Below are 16,585 nucleotides of genomic sequence, written 5' to 3' on the forward strand. Positions count from 1 at the left end.
GCCCATGACCGAGAAACAATGGCTATCGTTGATCGGCATTGGCGAAGATGGCCTTGACGGTCTCATCCCTGCCGCGCGAATGCATCTGGCGCAAGCCTGTTTCGTCATTGGCGGCGCGCGGCACCTTGAGCTCGCGGGTCCGCTCAGGGGCGAAACCATGACCTGGCCCTCGCCCATTGAGGCCGCCGCGCCGCAAATCCTTGCGCGCCGAGGCGAGCCGGTGTGCGTCCTTGCTTCGGGAGATCCCTTCTTCTACGGCATCGGCGCTTTGCTCAGCGCCCATGTGCCGCGAGATGAAATGCGCTGCATTCCGTCGCCCTCCAGTTTCAGCCTCGCCGCCGCGCGTTTGCATTGGAGCCTCCAGGACTGCGCTTTGATTTCGCTGCACGGGCGCGATTTCGAGCAAATCATTCCAGCGCTCCAGCCCGGAGCGAAAATCCTCTGTCTGTCCTGGGACGAAGCGACGCCGCCTCGCTTGGCGAAGCTGCTCTGCGAGCGAGGGCTCGGTAAATCCAGCATAACAGTCATGGAAGCGATGGGCGGTCCGCGAGAGCGTCTGCGCAGCTCAGCGGCCGACGCTTTCAGCATAACTGACATTAATCCTCTTAATCTTGTCGCCATCGGGGTCAGCGCCGAGCCGCGTGAGCGCATGATTCCGATCAGCAGCGGTCTCGACGACATCTGGTTTGAGAACGACGGCCAGCTCACCAAACGCAACATTCGCGCGATGACGTTGTCGGCGCTTGCGCCGCGGCGCGGAGGTTTGCTGTGGGACGTCGGCGCGGGCTCCGGTTCGATTGCGATCGAATGGCTTCTGCTCGATCCTGCCAATCGCGCCATTGCGATTGAAGCGCGTCCTGACCGCGCCGAGCGAATTTTGCGCAACGCCAAAAATCTCGGGGCGCCGCAAATCACGATCGTGACTGGCGCGGCGCCGGAAGCCTTCGCCAATCTGCCAAAGCCGCAGGCGATTTTCATTGGCGGCGGGGCCGGCGACAATGCTCTTGTCGATGCGGCTCTCGCTGCGCTTTCGCCGGGCGGACGCCTTGTCGTCAACGCCGTGACGCTTGAAACCGAGGCGAGCCTCATCGCCCATTTCAAAGCGCATGGCGGCGAACTTACGAAAATCGAGATCGCCCACGCCGATCCGCTTGGAGATTTCCACGGTTGGCGACCCGCGATGCCGATCACGCAATGGGTCGTCATAAAATGAGAATCGCAATCGGCGTCGGATGCAAGCAAGGCTGCGCCAGCGAAGCGATCATCGCTGTGGTGCGGCGCGCGCTATCGAGCGCGCAGCGCTCAGACGCGGTGGCCCTCTTCACGCATCAGGACAAGCAAGGCGAAGCCGGACTGATCGAGGCCGCTCGACGCCTTGCGCTGCCGCTGGTTTTTCTGGATAGGGCCGCCCTGCGCGAGGCCGCTCCGCGCGCCGTCACCTATTCGGCAAAAGTGATGGCGATGTTTGGCCTGCCTTCGATCGCCGAGACCGCCGCGCTCGCCGGGGCCGGCCCCGGCTCCATCCTGCTTGTCCCTCGCATTAGCGACGCGGGAGCAAGCTGCGCCATCGCCGGGACAAACGAGAGATGACCGTCCACTTTATTGGCGCGGGGCCGGGCGCGCCCGATCTCATAACCGTGCGCGGCCGCGATCTGATAGCGACCTCGCCCGTTTGCCTCTTCGCGGGTTCGCTGGTGCCGCGCGCGCTGCTGGCGCATTGCCCGGCCGGGGCGCGCATCATCGATACGGCGGCGATGAATCTTGATGAAATCGTCGCGGAATTCTTGCGCGCGCATCAAGCCGGAGAAGATGTCGCGCGGCTGCATTCGGGGGATATCTCCATCTGGAGCGCCTTGGGCGAGCAGATCCGCCGCCTGGATGAACTCGCCATCCCTTATACGATCACGCCCGGCGTTCCGGCTTTCGCCGCCGCGGCGGCGGCGTTGGGCTGCGAACTGACCTTGCCGGAAGTCGCGCAATCGCTTGTCTTGACGCGTACGCAGGGCAGAGCTTCATCCATGCCCGAGCGCGAGACGCTTGCGGCTTTCGCGGCAACGCGGACAACGCTGGCGATTCATCTCTCGATTCACGCCATCGACCAAGTCGTCGCCGAACTGACCCCGCATTATGGCCCCGATTGCCCTGTGGCGATCGTCTTTCGCGCTTCCTGGCCCGAGCAAAGAATCCTGCGCGGGACGCTGGCGTCGATCGCGGAGCAACTCGCCGCCGCCCCGATGGAGCGAACCGCTTTGATCTTCGTCGGACGGGTTCTGAAGACGCGCGACTTCCGCGATAGCGCCCTCTATGACGCCGATTACAAGCGCCGGTTTCGCGGAGAGCCTCAGTGAAGCGCGCACGTTTTTCTTCGCCGTCTTCGCCTAATCTGGCGCGCGGCCTCGTCATTGCCGCTCCGCGATCGGGCAGCGGCAAAACGCTGCTGACCCTTGGTCTCATGCGCGCGTTCAAAAACAAAGGCCTGCGCGTCGGCGGCGCCAAATGCGGACCAGATTACATCGATCCCGCTTTCCATGCTGCGGCCACCGGACAGCAGAGCCTCAATCTCGACAGTTGGGCGATGTCGCCTCCGCTCCTCCGCGCGCTCGCCGGCGCCGCAAGCGAGACTTTAAGCGGAGAAGCCTGCGACCTCGTGCTCTGCGAGGGCTCGATGGGGCTCTTCGACGGCGTCGCGGGGGAGCCCGGGCGAACCGGGGCCTCAGCCGATGTCGCGGCGGCGCTCGGCTGGCCAGTCCTCCTCTGCGTCGACGTCAGCGGCCAAGCGCAATCGGCCGCCGCCATCGTTAAAGGCTGCGCGCTTTACGATCCGCGCATAAGTATCGCGGGCGTGATCTTGAACCGCGTCGCCAGCGAGCGGCATCGGAAACTCGCGACGCAAGCCATCGAGGCGCTCGGCGTCCCGGTGTTCGGCGCGTTGCCCCGCGCGACAAAAATCGATCTGCCGGAGCGCCATCTTGGTCTCGTTCAGGCTGAGGAAACCGCCGATCTCGACAGCCTACTGGACAAGATCGCCGGCTTCGTCACCGAACATGCCGACATGAGCGCCATATTGCCTTACGCCCGCGCCGCGACCATTGCGCATGATGCGCCCGCAGTCGCTTTGCCCCCCCCCGCGCAACGCATCGCGATCGCGCGGGACGTCGCTTTTTCGTTTGTCTATCCGCATATTCTGGCCAGCTGGCGAAAAGCCGGCGCGGAGATCGCGTTCTTTTCGCCGCTTGACGATGAGCCGCCGCCGGAGCAAAGCGAGTTCTGCTGGCTGCCGGGCGGCTACCCTGAACTTCATGCTGGCCGGCTCGCCGACGCGCATAGGTTTTTCGACGGCCTGCGAAGGTTTGCGACAACGCGGCCGGTGCATGGCGAATGTGGCGGCTACATGGTTTTGGGCCAAAGCTTGATCGACCAGACCGGCCAGGCGCATCGCATGGCGGGATTGCTCAGCCCCTCCTTCAGTTTCGCCAAACGGACGCTGCATCTTGGCTATCGCGATGCGCGGCTCGCCGCCGATCATTCTTTGGGACCGGCCGATGCGCGCCTGCGCGGCCACGAGTTTCATTACGCAACGATCGAAGGTTCGAGCGAAGCCGATCCGCCTTTCGCCTTCGTTCGCGACGCCCACGGGAATGTGGAGCAACCAGCGGGCGGCCGTCGGGGACTGGTGAGCGGCAGCTTTTTCCATGTCATCGCCGCGGAAGCGTTCTAACCCTTCCGCCCGCAAAGGGACGGCGCCGCCTCAGGCAATACCGGCGCAACGCCAATTCGGCATGGTGCAGCGCGGCGTCATTTGGCGTATTAGCTGATGCATTGAGGCTGGACCGTGAGCGCATGAAAGACAACGAAGCCAATCGCTTTTCCGCCCGCGCGGCGCGCTATGCCCGCGTCGGCGCCAATGTCGGCGGAGTTGCTGCCCGTATTGCAGGCGCCCGGCTGATGGGCGCCCGCAACGGCGACGCGGACCGCGCGGCGGCCCTGACGCAGGCGCTCGGCGGCCTAAAAGGGCCGATGATGAAAGTCGCGCAGATGCTGGCGACCATCCCCGATGCTCTGCCGCCCGAATATGCCGAGGAATTGCAGAAGTTGCAGAGCAACGCGCCGCCAATGGGCGCAGCTTTCGTCAAACGCCGCATGCAAGCGGAGCTTGGGCCGGATTGGCTGTCGCTGTTCAAAAGTTTTGATTACCATCCGGCGGCGGCGGCGTCGCTCGGCCAAGTGCATCGCGCAGTCGCCAAAGACGGCGCGCTTCTCGCTTGCAAGCTGCAATATCCGGACATGAAATCGGCCGTCGAAGCCGATTTGAACCAACTCGACGTGGTGTTCGCGCTGCATCGCCGGCTCAATCCGGTAATCGATACGCGAGAGATCACGAAGGAAATTGCCGAACGCGTGCGCGAAGAGCTGGATTATCTCCGCGAAGCCAAGCATGCGGCGCTTTACCGCACCGCTCTCGCTCATGTCGCGGATGTGCGGGTTCCGCGCGTTGAGCCCGGTCTCTCAACCGCGCGCCTGTTGACGATGGATTGGCTCGAAGGCACCAAACTGCTCAGCTTCACCAAGGCCGATGAGCACTCTCGCAACCGCATAGCCACCGCTATGTTCAAGGCTTGGTGGATTCCCTTCAGCCAATTGGGCGTCATCCACGGCGACCCGCACCTTGGCAATTACAGCGTTTTCAGCGATGGCGGCGACCCGCTCGAGGCGAGCGGCATCAACCTTCTCGATTACGGATGTATCCGGATTTTTACGTCGAAATTCGTCGGCGGCGTCATCGATCTTTACGAAGGCCTGCTGCACGATGATTTCGCGCGCACATTCCATGCTTATGAAACCTGGGGCTTTCACGGCCTCACAAAGGATCTTGCCGAAATTCTGAACATCTGGGCTCGATTCATCTACGCGCCGCTGCTTGACGATCGCGTGCGCACCGTCGCCGACGGGGTCGCGCCTGGACAATATGGCCGCAAGCAGGCGTTCATGGTGCATCAGGCGCTAAAGCAGAGCGCCCCGGTCCGGGTGCCGCGCGAATTCGTCTTCATGGATCGCGCCGCAATCGGCCTAGGCGGCGCTTTTCTGCATCTTGATGCGCGGCTGAATTTCTATCGCTTGTTCAATGAAACGATAGGCATTTTCTCAGCCGACGCCTTGCGCCAACGGCAGGCGACAGCCCTCGCCGCCGTCGGGCTTGTCCCGCCGGTCTGACCTCTCGCCCGGCTCGAGCGGGCGGTTTTTTGGATCAAGCGGGCGCGTATAATCTCGCCTTTTGTTCTCGCTGCCCCCTTGCGCGGCGATAGATTCATTGCGAAAGGTTGCGTCGCATACACTTGGCAGGAGCCTCACGCAATGGCGAACGATTACGCGCAGTCTGTGGATCACCCCGCTATGGATTACGACGAGCACGAGCGGACCTATAAGCTTTTTCTTCGTCTGCTGAAGTTCTCCGTGATCGGCGTGATCTGCATTCTCATCCTTTTGGCCGTGATCGCCGGCTGATCGCCGCCAATCGGTCCCCCGTCCAGAGAGGCGCGACGCCTGGCCTTGCTTCTGGAGCGCGATTGCTTCCTTTTGAACCTCCACGCGCTCCATCTCTTTGTTTCAACGAATGATCTTGGGAAGCCTGCGGCTTTTCGGACCATGCTCTGGATCCAAAGCTCGATGATCGATCGGAGTTTCTAAATGCGCATCGCCGTCCAAGCCGAGACCGACGCCAACGAAAGTCGCGTCGCAGCCACGCCCGAGACCGTGAAGTCGCTCATCGGCCTTGGCGCGGAAGTCGCAGTGGAGACCGGAGCCGGACGCAAATCCGGCATTTCAGACCAGGATTACGCGGACGCCGGAGCTTTGATCGCCGCCAACCCGCATTCGACGGTGAAGGACGCCGACATTGTTTTGCGCGTCCGGCGCCCGGACGCTTCTGACATCGCAGGCGTCAAGCCTGGCGCGGCCGTCGTCGCGATCATGGACCCCTACGGCCATATCGGCGCATTGCAATCGCTCGCCGCCGCGGGAGCCAGCGCCTTCGCGATGGAGCTGATTCCGCGAATCACGCGAGCGCAAACGATGGACGTGCTGTCGAGCCAGGCCAATCTCGCCGGCTATCGCGCCATCATCGACGCCGCCGCCGAATATGATCGCGCCATCCCCATGATGATGACGGCGGCCGGCGCGATTCAGCCGGCGCGCATCTTCATCATGGGCGTCGGCGTCGCGGGATTGCAGGCGATCGCCACCGCGCGGCGCATCGGCGGCGTCGTGACCGCGACCGACGTCAGGCCGGCGACGAAAGAGCAGGTTCTGTCGCTCGGCGCGAAATTCATCGCGGTCGAGGATGAGGAATTCGCCGCGGCGGAAACGGCGGCTGGCTACGCCAAACCGATGTCTCCCGAATATCTGGCGAAGCAGGCCGCGCTGACCGCCTCGCACATCGCCAAGCAGGATATCGTCGTTACAACAGCTTTGATCCCCGGCCGTCCCGCGCCCATTTTAATCACCGCCGCCATGGTCCAAACGATGCGGCCCGGATCCATCATCGTCGATTTGGCGGTCGAGCGCGGCGGCAATTGCGAATTGTCCAAGCCTGGCGAGACCGTCGTCAGCGAAAATGGCGTCAAGGTCATCGGCTATTTGAACGTTCCCGGACGCGTGGCCGCCACCGCATCGGCGCTTTATGCCCGAAACCTTTTGGCTTTCATCGAGCCCCTGATCGATGCGGCGTCTCATTCTCTCGCGATCAATTGGGACGATGAGATCGTCAAGGCGACCTTGCTCACCAAGGATGGCGCGCTGGTCCATCCGGGCTTCCAGGCGGACCCCTCGGTCCAAGCCGAGCCCCCAGTCCAAGCGGAGTCATCGGTCCAAGCCGAGTCTCCGGCGCAAGCGACCGCCCCGACGCAAGCCGAACCGACCGACGAGCCCCAAGATCGACCCAAAACAAGGCAAAGGCCTAAGCCGGCTAAAGGCCCGACTCAGTCAAACTCTTGACCGTTTGAAACTCTTGACCGTCTGCAAGTTCTTGACCGTCGGAAAGCGTGACGTGTTGAAGTCAAAAAATCCAAATAGGAGGTGGACGCGATGGCAACCGAAATCGATCAATTAACGCTCGACAAGCTGCATTCGGCGGTCGCGGCGGCGCGGCAAGCCGCTGAAAGCGCGGAAACCTATGCCGATCAGCTCGCAGGAGGGGCTCACGCCCTCAGCGGGGGCGCGATCGATCCCTCCATCTTCCGGCTGGCGATTTTCGCCCTCGCGATCGTCGTCGGTTACTATGTCGTTTGGTCGGTCACCCCGTCTTTGCACACGCCATTGATGTCGGTCACCAACGCAATCTCTTCGGTTATCGTGGTTGGCGCATTGCTTTCAGCCGGCGTCTCGGATGCGGATGCCGGCGAGACCGCCGCCCGCATTTTCGGGTTCATCGCGTTGATCCTTGCTTCGGTCAATATATTCGGCGGTTTTCTCGTCACCGAACGCATGCTTGCCATGTACAAGAAAAAGGGCTGACCGATGAACGCCAATATCGCGGCTCTGCTCTATCTCGCCTCGGGTCTCCTATTCATCTTCGCGTTGCGCGGCCTGTCTTCGCCGGTCACCTCGCGGCGCGGCAACCACGCCGGCATGCTCGGCATGGCGATCGCGATCGGCACGACCTTGTTCTATCGGCCTCCGACGAGCCCCTTGTCTTATGCGCTCATCGCGATCGGCATCGCCATTGGCGCGGCGATCGGCATCTGGCGGGCGCGCACGATTCAGATGACGGCGATGCCTCAGCTCGTCGCTCTGTTTCACGCGCTCGTCGGGCTTGCGGCCGTTCTCGTCGCTGCAAGCGCCCTCAACGCTCCGCAGGCCTTCGGACTTGGCGCCGGACATGAGATTCACGTTTCCAGTCTCATCGAGATGTCGATCGGCGCCGCGATCGGCGCGCTGACCTTCACGGGCTCGATCATCGCCTTCCTGAAACTCGATGGCCGGATGTCGGGCAGACCAATCCTTTTGCCGCAGCGCCATCTGATTAACATCGTCCTCGCCATCATTCTCGTCCTGTTCATCATCGCTTTTTCGATGTCGGCGGATCACGTTATTTTCTGGTCTATCGCCGTCGTTTCTTTCGCGCTCGGCGTTCTGTTGATCGTGCCTATCGGCGGCGCCGACATGCCCGTCGTCATTTCCATGCTCAACTCCTACTCCGGCTGGGCCGCCGCCGGCATCGGCTTCACGCTCGGCAATCTCGCCTTGATCATCACCGGGGCGCTGGTCGGCTCATCTGGCGCCATTCTGTCCTATGTCATGTGCAAGGGGATGAACCGGTCGTTTATTTCGGTCATTCTCGGCGGATTTGGCGGCGAGACCGCCGCCCCCGCAGCCGGGGCCGGCGCGGTTGAGACGCGACCGGTCAAACAAGGCTCGCCGGAAGAAGCCGCCAAGATCCTGAAGGCGGCGAAATCCGTGATCATTGTGCCAGGCTATGGCATGGCGGTTGCGCAGGCGCAGCATGCTTTGCGCGAAATGGCGGATGCGCTCAAGAAAAACGGCGCGGACGTCAAATATGCGATCCATCCCGTCGCCGGCCGGATGCCCGGACACATGAACGTTTTGCTCGCCGAGGCGAACGTGCCCTATGATGAGGTGTTCGAACTCAAAGAGATCAATCCCGAGTTCAGCCACACCGACGTCGCTTTCGTCATCGGGGCCAACGACGTCACAAATCCGGCCGCCAAAACGGATCCGAAATCGCCGATCTATGGCATGCCGATCCTTGATGTCGAGCTCGCGAAGAACGTGCTTTTCGTCAAGCGCGGCATGGGGTCTGGCTATGCCGGCGTCGAGAACGAGCTGTTTTTCCGCCCCAATACGACGATGCTTTTCGGCGACGCCAAGAAAATGGTCGAGTCGATTTTAAGGGCTATGGAATAGACGCCCCCCCGACGCGCTCAACAGTCATTGATTGGCCGTTGGGCGCGGTCACGCAACGTCGGGTTGGGTCAGCCTTGCAGCAACCTCAGCACATGTTCATGCATCTGCGCGCCGCCGGAGGCTAATATGTCTCCGCCTTCCGCCGCGCTGTCGCCATGCCAATTGGTCACCACGCCGCCCGCGCCCTCGATAATAGGAATCAGCGGGGCGATGTCATAGATTTTGAGCCCGGCCTCGATCACGCAATCGACATGGCCGGAAGCCAGCATGGCGAAAGCGTAGCAATCGCCGCCATATCGCGACAGACGCGCCTTGGCCTCGACGCGGCGGAAGGAGGCAAGCTTATCTTCTGAATAAAACAGCGGCGACGTGGTGAACAAAGTCGCCTTGGCGAGATCCTCGCAGAGCCTCGTCGTGAGCTTGCGCTCGATCAGGCCATTGCTTGGCGCATTAATTGGCCCTTGGGTTGGCCCATTGATTGGCTTTGGTCCGCGCCAGATCGCGCCTCTGCCATCGCCAATGAAACGCTCCCTGGTGAAAGGCTGAACCATCATCCCGTATGTCGGGCGTCCATTATGGAGAAGGCCGATCAGGCTGCCCCATATTGGCATTCCCGCAATGAAGCTCTTGGTGCCGTCAATCGGATCGATCACCCAAACATATTCCGCATCGCTCCTGGTCGCGCCGAACTCCTCGCCGATGACGCCATGATGCGGGAAGGTCTCCTGAATAAGCCGACGCATCGCCGCTTCGGCGGCGTGATCCGCCTCAGTCACAGGATCGAACAGACCGCCAATATTCTTGTCTTCGGCCCCGAGGGCGGTGCGAAAAAATGGCAGGATCGTCTCGCACGCAATATCCGCGAGTTTTTCGACAAAAGCGGCGAAATCGACGGCCGTCATCAGCGAGCCCTTCCGAAGCGTGATATTGCGCTATCATCGACCCGCGCCGAATCGATTGCGCCCGTTCTCAATGCTCGACCATATCCGAAAAACGTGTTTCCGAATTATGTCGAACCAACGCTGGCGATCGCTCATTTACGCGCCAATCCGCAGTCCGCGAGTCAGGATTTCGCCTGGCCAGACGGATTTGCCGCCAATTTGTTTGGAGGAACGTCAACTTATAGATCCCGGCGCAGGCCAACGGCGGCGCTCAAGCATCTAGAACGTCAGTAAAATCATATGTTTATGATTTATCTCAAAGGCGCTAAAAAAATAGGTCAGCAGGCCTTGCTTTTTGTGCGCTGCACGTGCATGTTATTGCGGTGCGGCAATGATCTTGCCGCCGATGCCCTCCTTGGGCGTTTCCTCCCTAGACTTGGGCCGCTTGTGGCAACACAGGCGGCCTCTTTATTTTTTGACTGGCCTAGGGTCCGCTTATCCGGCGCGTCAGCAATTCTTTGCACAGACGCTACAGCGACACAGATTCTTAAGTTTTAATGCATTTTTTTGTGAATTGAACCGCATCTGCGACAAAACGACCTTTAGTAAGTTGGCGATTAATCATTATCCGCCAGTCGGTTAGCCAAATCGATCCAAATCGATCGGTCTTACGCCGACCCAAAACCCAACATCTTGGACCTTGTCGTTAACGCATTGCGCGTTCATATCAACACCGCGCGACAAGCTATTGTCGCCGATGCCCTCCTTGGGCGTTTCCTCCCTAGACTTGGGCCGCTTGTGGAAACACGGGCGGCCTATTTATGTCGGCCTGCGCCGACTTGGGCCGCCATGTCGCTCGCCGATGATAGTTTTGGCGAGAAAGCGGTTTCGCCACAATTGCTTATTCGCAACTGATCGGCGACATCTGCATGGTGATAATGCATTTTTTTGCAAAAAGAAACCCTTCCTGCGACAAAACGACCGATATTTTGCTACGGCCTAAAGTCGCCGGATATGCGGCAGCCACCATCACGCGCTTAAAGCCCAATCCGAAAATAAATGGGTCTTGAGCGATTCCGTTCGAGCGCGCGCCCGACTCGCGAGATCCGCCTCCATGCTGAAGCGAGGCTGGGCCATCTTCGGGTCGTAGCGGCGACAGTCAATCAAGGCGCATCGCCGCGGACCGTGACCAAGCATGGGGATGATCGTCGTTGGCCTAACTATACTGCTCAAGGCCTGAGCCGCAGCGAGCCAAGCCCTAGGCTCCCCGCAGATAGTCTTTTTGCGCCATCCGTCGCTTGGCCGAAACCTTCGCCTCAACAGAAACCGTCGGCGCGCTGCCCCAGATAGCTCAATAGACAATATTGATATTACATAAGCGGCACAGTCTAGCACGTCATAAATACCAACAACCAATATAATCTGTTTCTGTCCGTTTTATGTTAATACATCGCCACTTTTTCATCACATAAGCCATGCAGTGACACGCTATTCCTCACTATGAGCGAATGCATGTTAATGTACGGAGTATTAGTATTGCATAAACTTATCATAATAGCCCTCGCGACTCTTGCTTCTTCAGCCGCTGCGCAGGCGCAAAGCTGGAGCGGCAAAGCCTCCTACTATGGCGCGCGGGGATATATGACTTGCGCTCACCGGTTTTTGCCTTTCGGAACTCACGTCCGCGTCACCAATCTGACCAATCAACATTCGATTGTTTTGGTGGTCAATGATCGCGGACCCTACATCAACGGCCGCATCGTCGACGTTTCAACCTCGGCCGCAGATGCGCTCGGCTTCCGTCACGCCGGTCTTGCTAGGGTCCAGACTCACAACCAGTAGCTGACGGTAGCGGCGATGCAGACTGTCGCGAGGAAGTTTATGGCGTTTCGGTCGTAGCGGGTAGCCACGCGCCTGAAGTCTTTCAGGCGGCAGAACATGCGTTCGATGGCGTTGCGGTTTCGATAGAGGAAGGGCGAGAAGCAGTTCTTCCACCTGCGATTGGCCTTGGGCGGGATATTCGGCATAGCTCCGCGCTCCTCGACCTGCCGACGGATCGCATTTGCGTCGTAGCCCTTGTCGCCATGGAGGATTTCGCAAGGAGGAAGTCGCGCGATAAGCTCCGCGCCCGCCGAGCAATCGGCGATTTGGCCGCCGGTGAGCATGAAAGACAGCGGGCGGCAGTCCGCATCGGTCAATGCGTGGATTTTGGTTGTGCGCCCGCCGCGCGAACGGCCGATGGCCTGATTCTTCTCCCCCCTTTGCCGCCACTGGCCGAGCGATGCGCCTTGACCGCCGAGGAGTCGATGAGGACCTGCGCCGGCGGCCCGCCTGCTTGCGCAAGCGCGTGGAACAGATCGATCCAAACGCCCTTAGCAGCCCAGCGAACGTAGCGATTGTAGAGAGTCTTCTTTGGCCCGTACTCCAGCGGCGCGTCAATCCAGCGTCCGCCAGATTTCAGCACATGAATGATCCCGCTGATCACCCGGCGATCATCGACGCGCGCCTTGCCGCGCGTGTCCGTGGGAAGATGCGGCGCGATCTTCGCGAACTGCGCGTCCGTCAGCCAGAATTGATCCCGATTCATAGTCGCTTCCTTTCGGAAGCTGTGAATCACAACCCGCCTCTCACGCCAACCATTTTATGGGTCTGGGCCCTAATGTGACAATGGAGACGATCTCAAAACTAGATTGAACCGAGCCACGTTCGGATCGTCAGGCCGCCGCTTAGCGCAAGCGCCGCGCCGGGGGCCAATGAGCTAAATTTTCGCGGATTGGCGGCGAAATCATTTTCCAAGGCCGATCCGCGCCCTCGCATTTTCTCCGCCGCGTCGCCGAAGAAGCGCTTGACAGCGATGAGCGGCGGAGTCTTCGCGAAGCAGAGAATTCCGGTCCGCGAAAATTCTTCCGCGATCTTCCAAATCGCAACATCTAGCGCAGAGGCGGCGGCGCGCGCCAATATGTTGCAGGAACAAAGCCGGACTCGCGGCCGGGCTCCGATTCGGGCGCGATTCGTTCCTCTCCCGTTCGGGACGTAAAGATCGCTGCCCAGTTCGGCTCCATTATGGTACAAGGGCGCGGCGTGCTAGAGAGCCGCCGCCGCTGCAAACCCGTTCTGCTCAAGAAAAACAGAATCGAGGAATCCGACGCTAAACAACAGGTTGAAGCCATGCCAACCGAGCCGGAAGCGCAGCGCCCGCTGTTGAAATTCGGCCATCGCCAACTGCTCGATCCTGCGCCGTTTCTCTCGCGACAATTAACCAATGAACCTTACGTTCCCCGCCGCCAGCCTCCATCCTTTGGATCGTGCCAAGGGCGTTAGCGCCATTCTTGGCCCGACCAACACGGGCAAGACCCATCACGCCATAGAGCGGATGCTCGCCCATTCGAGCGGGATGATCGGCCTGCCGCTGCGGCTGCTTGCGCGCGAGGTCTATAATCGCGTCGTCGAAAAGGTCGGCGCGGCCTCTGTCGCTCTCATCACCGGCGAGGAAAAAATCAAGCCGAAAGCGGCGCGCTACTGGGTCTCGACTGTGGAAGCGATGCCGCGCGACCTCGATCTTGCTTTCGTCGCCGTGGATGAAATCCAGCTCGCCGCCGATCTCGACCGCGGCCATGTCTTCACCGACCGGCTGCTCAATCAACGCGGCCGGGATGAAACCCTGCTAATTGGCGCGGCCACCATGCAGCGCGCGGTGCAAGACCTGCTGCCCGGCGTTCGCATCTTCTCGCGCCCGCGCCTCTCCAAGCTGAGTTTTGCCGGCGACAAGAAAATGACCCGGCTGCCGCGCCGCAGCGCCATCGTCGCTTTCTCCGCCGAAGACGTTTATGCGATCGCCGAATGGATCAGACGCCAGCGCGGCGGCGCGGCGGTCGTTCTTGGCGCGCTCTCGCCACGCACCCGGAACGCGCAGGTTGAGATGTTCCAGAGCGGCGATGTTGATTACATCGTCGCGACCGATGCAATCGGGATGGGCCTCAATCTCGACGTCGATCACATCGCTTTCGCCGCCGACCGCAAATATGACGGCTGGCAGTACCGCCGCCTGACGCCGGCCGAATTCGGCCAAATCGCCGGACGCGCCGGACGCCATTTGCGCGATGGCACTTTCGGCACGACGGGACGCTGCCTGCCCTTCGACCCCGAACTGGTCGAGGCGCTTGAAGACCACCAGTTTGACAATGTGCGCATGTTGCAATGGCGCAACGGTGAGCTAGATTTTTCATCGATTAGGGATCTGGTCGGGTCGCTCGATGTGCTGCCAAAAGAGCCGGGCCTCACGCGAGCCCCTCTGGCCGAAGACCAAATGGTGCTCGAGATTGCCGCCCGCGATGAAAAAGTCATGCGCGAGGCGAAGACGCGGGCCGACATTGCGCGGCTTTGGGACTGTTGCCAAATTCCAGATTATCGTAAGCTGTCTCCAGGCGCGCATGCCGAACTCGTCTTGTCGGTTTACGGGCTTGTCGTGCGGGCGGGGCATATTCCGGACGATTGGTTCGCCCGCCATATTGGGGCCCTCGATCGGGTCGACGGCGACCTCGACGCGCTATCCGCGCGGATCGCCCAGGTGCGAACCTGGACGTTTATCGCCAATCGATCCGACTGGTTGCGCGATCCAGAGCATTGGCAGGGCGTCGCGCGTCAGGTAGAGGACACATTATCGGACGCGTTGCATGAACGCCTCGCCCAAAGGTTCGTCGACCGGAGGACGAGCGTGCTAATGCGCCGCTTGAGAGAGAATGCCATGTTGGAAGCGGAAGTCACCACAAGCGGCGACGTGATGGTCGAAGGCCAGCACGTCGGCTTACTCAATGGATTTCGCTTCACAGCGGATCCGCATGCGGTCGGAGAAGCCGCCAAAGCGCTTAACGCCGCGGCGCAGAAAGCATTGGCGAGCGAAATCGATGGCCGCGCAGCGCGCGTGCATGAAGCCGTCGACGAAGCTTTCGTGCTCGCCAATGACGGAATCATCCGCTGGCTCGGAGAGCCAGTCGGCAAGATCGTCGCCGGGACGCATGTGCTCGAGCCGAAAGTCTTCGTTCTCGCCGACGAGCAGTTGACCGGACCGGCGCTGGAGATGGTGCAGCGGCGGCTCGATCTCTGGCTCGCCCAGCACGTCAAGAAGCTGCTTGGACCGATCGCCGATCTCGAACAGAGCGAAGGGCTCGAGGGGCTGGCGCGCGGCATCGCTTTCCAGGTCGCCGAATCGCTGGGCGTTCTCGACCGCACCCGCGTCGCTGAGGACGTCAAATCCCTGCCGCAGGAGGCCCGCGCCGCGCTGCGAAAATTCGGCATTCGCTTCGGCGCCTACCACCTTTATCTGCCAAATCTGGTGAAGCCTGCGCCACGCGCTCTGGCGGCGCAGCTTTGGGCCCTGAAGAACGGCGGCGTTGAAGAGGTCAAGGGACTCGACGATGTTCCCCATCTCGCCGCCTCCGGCCGCACATCTTTCGTCGCCGATAAGGACGTCCAGAAAGGATTTTATCGCGCCGCTGGTTTCCGCGTCTGCGGCGACCGCGCCGTTCGCGTCGATATTCTCGAGCGTCTCGCCGATCTCATTCGGCCGGCTGTCGCCTATCGCCCAGGGACGACCCCGGGCGACCCGCCCGCCGGGACCGCTGATGGCGATGGTTTCGTCGTAACAGTCGCAATGACTTCGCTCGCCGGCTGCTCCGGGGAAAGTTTCGCCTCGATTCTCCGTTCGCTCGGCTATGTTCTCGACCGGCGTCAAGGACCGCCGATCACCGTCCCATTGCTCCCGAAGGCCGCAACCGAGCCTCTCACGCCGCGCCCGTCGGAGCCGCCGATTGGGCAGGAAAGCAACGAGTCTTCCGTTGCCGCCGCCTCGCCGGAGCCGATGGCGACAGAACACCTGATGCAGACGGCGGAAGCATCCGAAGCCGCAGCGGAGGCCAGCGAAACTGCGTCGGCTGAATCCGCGTCAAGCGAAGATCGCGCCGAGACTAATGTTACCGTTGGAGCGGAAGCCCAAGAAGCGCCGCAAGCCGCGACCTTCATCGAGACGGCGGCTTCCGCGCCGGAGCCAGTTGAGACCGCCGGCGAGTCAAACGAATCGGCTCCTGGTCACCCGCTTGACTCCGCGCCGGATCTTTCGCCCGCCATTTTGCAAGACCTTGGCGCGCCGACCGGCGACGCTCCGGTCGAGCAAACCGCTGGCGCCGAGCCCTCGGAGCCTGTCGAGGCGGCGCCGCCCACGGAGCCGATCCTCATCGAAGTATGGCGACCGCATCGGCAACACCATCATGCGCGCCGCCCAGAGCCGCGCGCAGCCAAAAGGCGTGAGCGGACGCCAGTCTCAGCCGCCACGGATTCCGGCGCCGTTGCGCCAGAGACGACGCCGGCCGAGACGCCTGCGGGCGCCGGAGCAGAAAGGCGGCGGCCAGAGCGGAGCGGCTATAGGCGCGGAGCCGAAAATCCGGCTCGCGTCGAGGGCAAGGACGCGCAGTCCGAAGTTGGCGAAACCCATCCGTCTGGTCACCAAAACGGACGCCAGAAGGACGGACGCCGGCCAGGGCGCGGTCAAGCTCGCCCGGGTTTTGAGGGGCAACGCGATCGACGCGACGGGTCCGCCCCCAATCGAGGCGGCGAGGCTGAGCGTAGGCATGGACGCGGCGCCTCCTTCACCCCGGCCGAGAAAAGATCCAATGAGAGGCCGCCCGATCCCAATTCACCTTTTGCGAAGCTGCTCGTGCTAAAAGCGCGGATGGAAGAGCAAAATAAACAGGACAGTTGACGAATCGCTTTGGCCCCGGAGGAGAACCAGA

The 16,585-nt window shown here is 61.4% G+C and carries 14 protein-coding genes; 11 read left to right on the forward strand and 3 right to left on the reverse strand.

Features of this window, described 5'->3' with window-relative positions:
- The first annotated feature begins 4 nt into the window (after positions 1-4).
- From cbiE to WDN46_01610, 9 genes are all read left to right on the forward strand, one after another.
- Positions 5-1,213: a precorrin-6y C5,15-methyltransferase (decarboxylating) subunit CbiE gene (gene cbiE / locus WDN46_01570; protein ID MEJ0092155.1), complete on the forward strand. Its 1,209-nt coding sequence runs from the start codon at positions 5-7 to the stop codon at positions 1,211-1,213.
- Positions 1,210-1,590: a cobalamin biosynthesis protein gene (locus WDN46_01575; protein MEJ0092156.1), complete on the forward strand. Its 381-nt coding sequence runs from the start codon at positions 1,210-1,212 to the stop codon at positions 1,588-1,590. The genes cbiE and WDN46_01575 overlap by 4 nt, the downstream gene beginning before the upstream one ends.
- On the forward strand, positions 1,587-2,348 hold the full coding sequence (gene cobM / locus WDN46_01580; GenBank protein MEJ0092157.1) for a precorrin-4 C(11)-methyltransferase: 762 nt from the start codon (positions 1,587-1,589) through the stop codon (positions 2,346-2,348). Before WDN46_01575 ends, cobM begins: the two co-directional genes overlap by 4 nt.
- A complete protein-coding gene (locus WDN46_01585) occupies positions 2,345-3,718 on the forward strand; it encodes a cobyrinate a,c-diamide synthase (protein MEJ0092158.1) in 1,374 nt (457 codons plus the stop codon). The genes cobM and WDN46_01585 overlap by 4 nt, the downstream gene beginning before the upstream one ends.
- 122 nt (positions 3,719-3,840) lie before the next feature.
- Entirely contained in the window at positions 3,841-5,211 is a 1,371-nt protein-coding gene (locus WDN46_01590; protein MEJ0092159.1) for an AarF/UbiB family protein, read from the forward strand.
- Between the two features lie 141 nt (positions 5,212-5,352).
- Complete coding sequence (locus WDN46_01595; protein ID MEJ0092160.1) at positions 5,353-5,502, forward strand: aa3-type cytochrome c oxidase subunit IV; 150 nt, start codon at positions 5,353-5,355, stop codon at positions 5,500-5,502.
- 183 nt (positions 5,503-5,685) lie between these two features.
- On the forward strand, positions 5,686-6,990 hold the full coding sequence (locus WDN46_01600; GenBank protein ID MEJ0092161.1) for a Re/Si-specific NAD(P)(+) transhydrogenase subunit alpha: 1,305 nt from the start codon (positions 5,686-5,688) through the stop codon (positions 6,988-6,990).
- A 90-nt stretch (positions 6,991-7,080) separates the two neighbouring features.
- A complete protein-coding gene (locus WDN46_01605) occupies positions 7,081-7,509 on the forward strand; it encodes an NAD(P) transhydrogenase subunit alpha (protein MEJ0092162.1) in 429 nt (142 codons plus the stop codon).
- A 3-nt stretch (positions 7,510-7,512) separates the two neighbouring features.
- Entirely contained in the window at positions 7,513-8,919 is a 1,407-nt protein-coding gene (locus WDN46_01610; protein ID MEJ0092163.1) for an NAD(P)(+) transhydrogenase (Re/Si-specific) subunit beta, read from the forward strand.
- Between the two features lie 68 nt (positions 8,920-8,987).
- On the opposite strand, the gene hisN is transcribed toward WDN46_01610, so the two are convergent.
- Positions 8,988-9,821 (reverse strand): histidinol-phosphatase, encoded by an 834-nt coding sequence (gene hisN, locus WDN46_01615; GenBank protein MEJ0092164.1) that lies wholly within the window; start codon positions 9,819-9,821, stop codon positions 8,988-8,990.
- Positions 9,822-11,336: 1,515 nt separating this feature from the next.
- Here hisN and WDN46_01620 point away from each other — a divergent pair.
- A complete protein-coding gene (locus tag WDN46_01620) occupies positions 11,337-11,642 on the forward strand; it encodes a septal ring lytic transglycosylase RlpA family protein (protein ID MEJ0092165.1) in 306 nt (101 codons plus the stop codon).
- On the opposite strand, the gene WDN46_01625 is transcribed toward WDN46_01620, so the two are convergent.
- Both WDN46_01625 and WDN46_01630 read right to left on the reverse strand, forming a co-directional pair.
- A protein-coding gene (locus WDN46_01625) for an IS5 family transposase (protein ID MEJ0092166.1) occupies positions 11,630-12,387 on the reverse strand; the annotation gives its coding sequence in 2 pieces (ribosomal slippage) (positions 11,630-12,048 and positions 12,048-12,387; 759 coding nt in all). The two genes, WDN46_01620 and WDN46_01625, sit on opposite strands and share 13 nt — an antisense overlap.
- Before the next feature lie 497 nt (positions 12,388-12,884).
- The gene (locus WDN46_01630; GenBank protein ID MEJ0092167.1) at positions 12,885-13,022 is read right to left on the reverse strand and encodes a hypothetical protein; all 138 of its coding nucleotides are present in this window, start codon (positions 13,020-13,022) and stop codon (positions 12,885-12,887) included.
- A gap of 40 nt (positions 13,023-13,062) precedes the next feature.
- Here WDN46_01630 and WDN46_01635 point away from each other — a divergent pair, with 40 nt between their 5' ends.
- The gene (locus WDN46_01635) at positions 13,063-16,554 is read left to right on the forward strand and encodes a helicase-related protein (protein MEJ0092168.1); all 3,492 of its coding nucleotides are present in this window, start codon (positions 13,063-13,065) and stop codon (positions 16,552-16,554) included.
- Positions 16,555-16,585 lie beyond the last annotated feature (31 nt).

This window comes from Methylocella sp. (genome assembly GCA_037200525.1).
GTDB lineage: Bacteria > Pseudomonadota > Alphaproteobacteria > Rhizobiales > Beijerinckiaceae > Methylocapsa.

Coding starts and splice junctions, on each gene's coding strand:
- cbiE (MEJ0092155.1), top strand. CDS start 5: ATGACCGAGAAACAATGGCTATCGTTGATCGGCATTGGCGAAGATGGC.
- WDN46_01575 (MEJ0092156.1), top strand. CDS start 1,210: ATGAGAATCGCAATCGGCGTCGGATGCAAGCAAGGCTGCGCCAGCGAA.
- cobM (MEJ0092157.1), top strand. CDS start 1,587: ATGACCGTCCACTTTATTGGCGCGGGGCCGGGCGCGCCCGATCTCATA.
- WDN46_01590 (MEJ0092159.1), top strand. CDS start 3,841: ATGAAAGACAACGAAGCCAATCGCTTTTCCGCCCGCGCGGCGCGCTAT.
- WDN46_01595 (MEJ0092160.1), top strand. CDS start 5,353: ATGGCGAACGATTACGCGCAGTCTGTGGATCACCCCGCTATGGATTAC.
- WDN46_01600 (MEJ0092161.1), top strand. CDS start 5,686: ATGCGCATCGCCGTCCAAGCCGAGACCGACGCCAACGAAAGTCGCGTC.
- WDN46_01605 (MEJ0092162.1), top strand. CDS start 7,081: ATGGCAACCGAAATCGATCAATTAACGCTCGACAAGCTGCATTCGGCG.
- WDN46_01610 (MEJ0092163.1), top strand. CDS start 7,513: ATGAACGCCAATATCGCGGCTCTGCTCTATCTCGCCTCGGGTCTCCTA.
- hisN (MEJ0092164.1), bottom strand. CDS start 9,821: ATGACGGCCGTCGATTTCGCCGCTTTTGTCGAAAAACTCGCGGATATT.
- WDN46_01635 (MEJ0092168.1), top strand. CDS start 13,063: ATGAACCTTACGTTCCCCGCCGCCAGCCTCCATCCTTTGGATCGTGCC.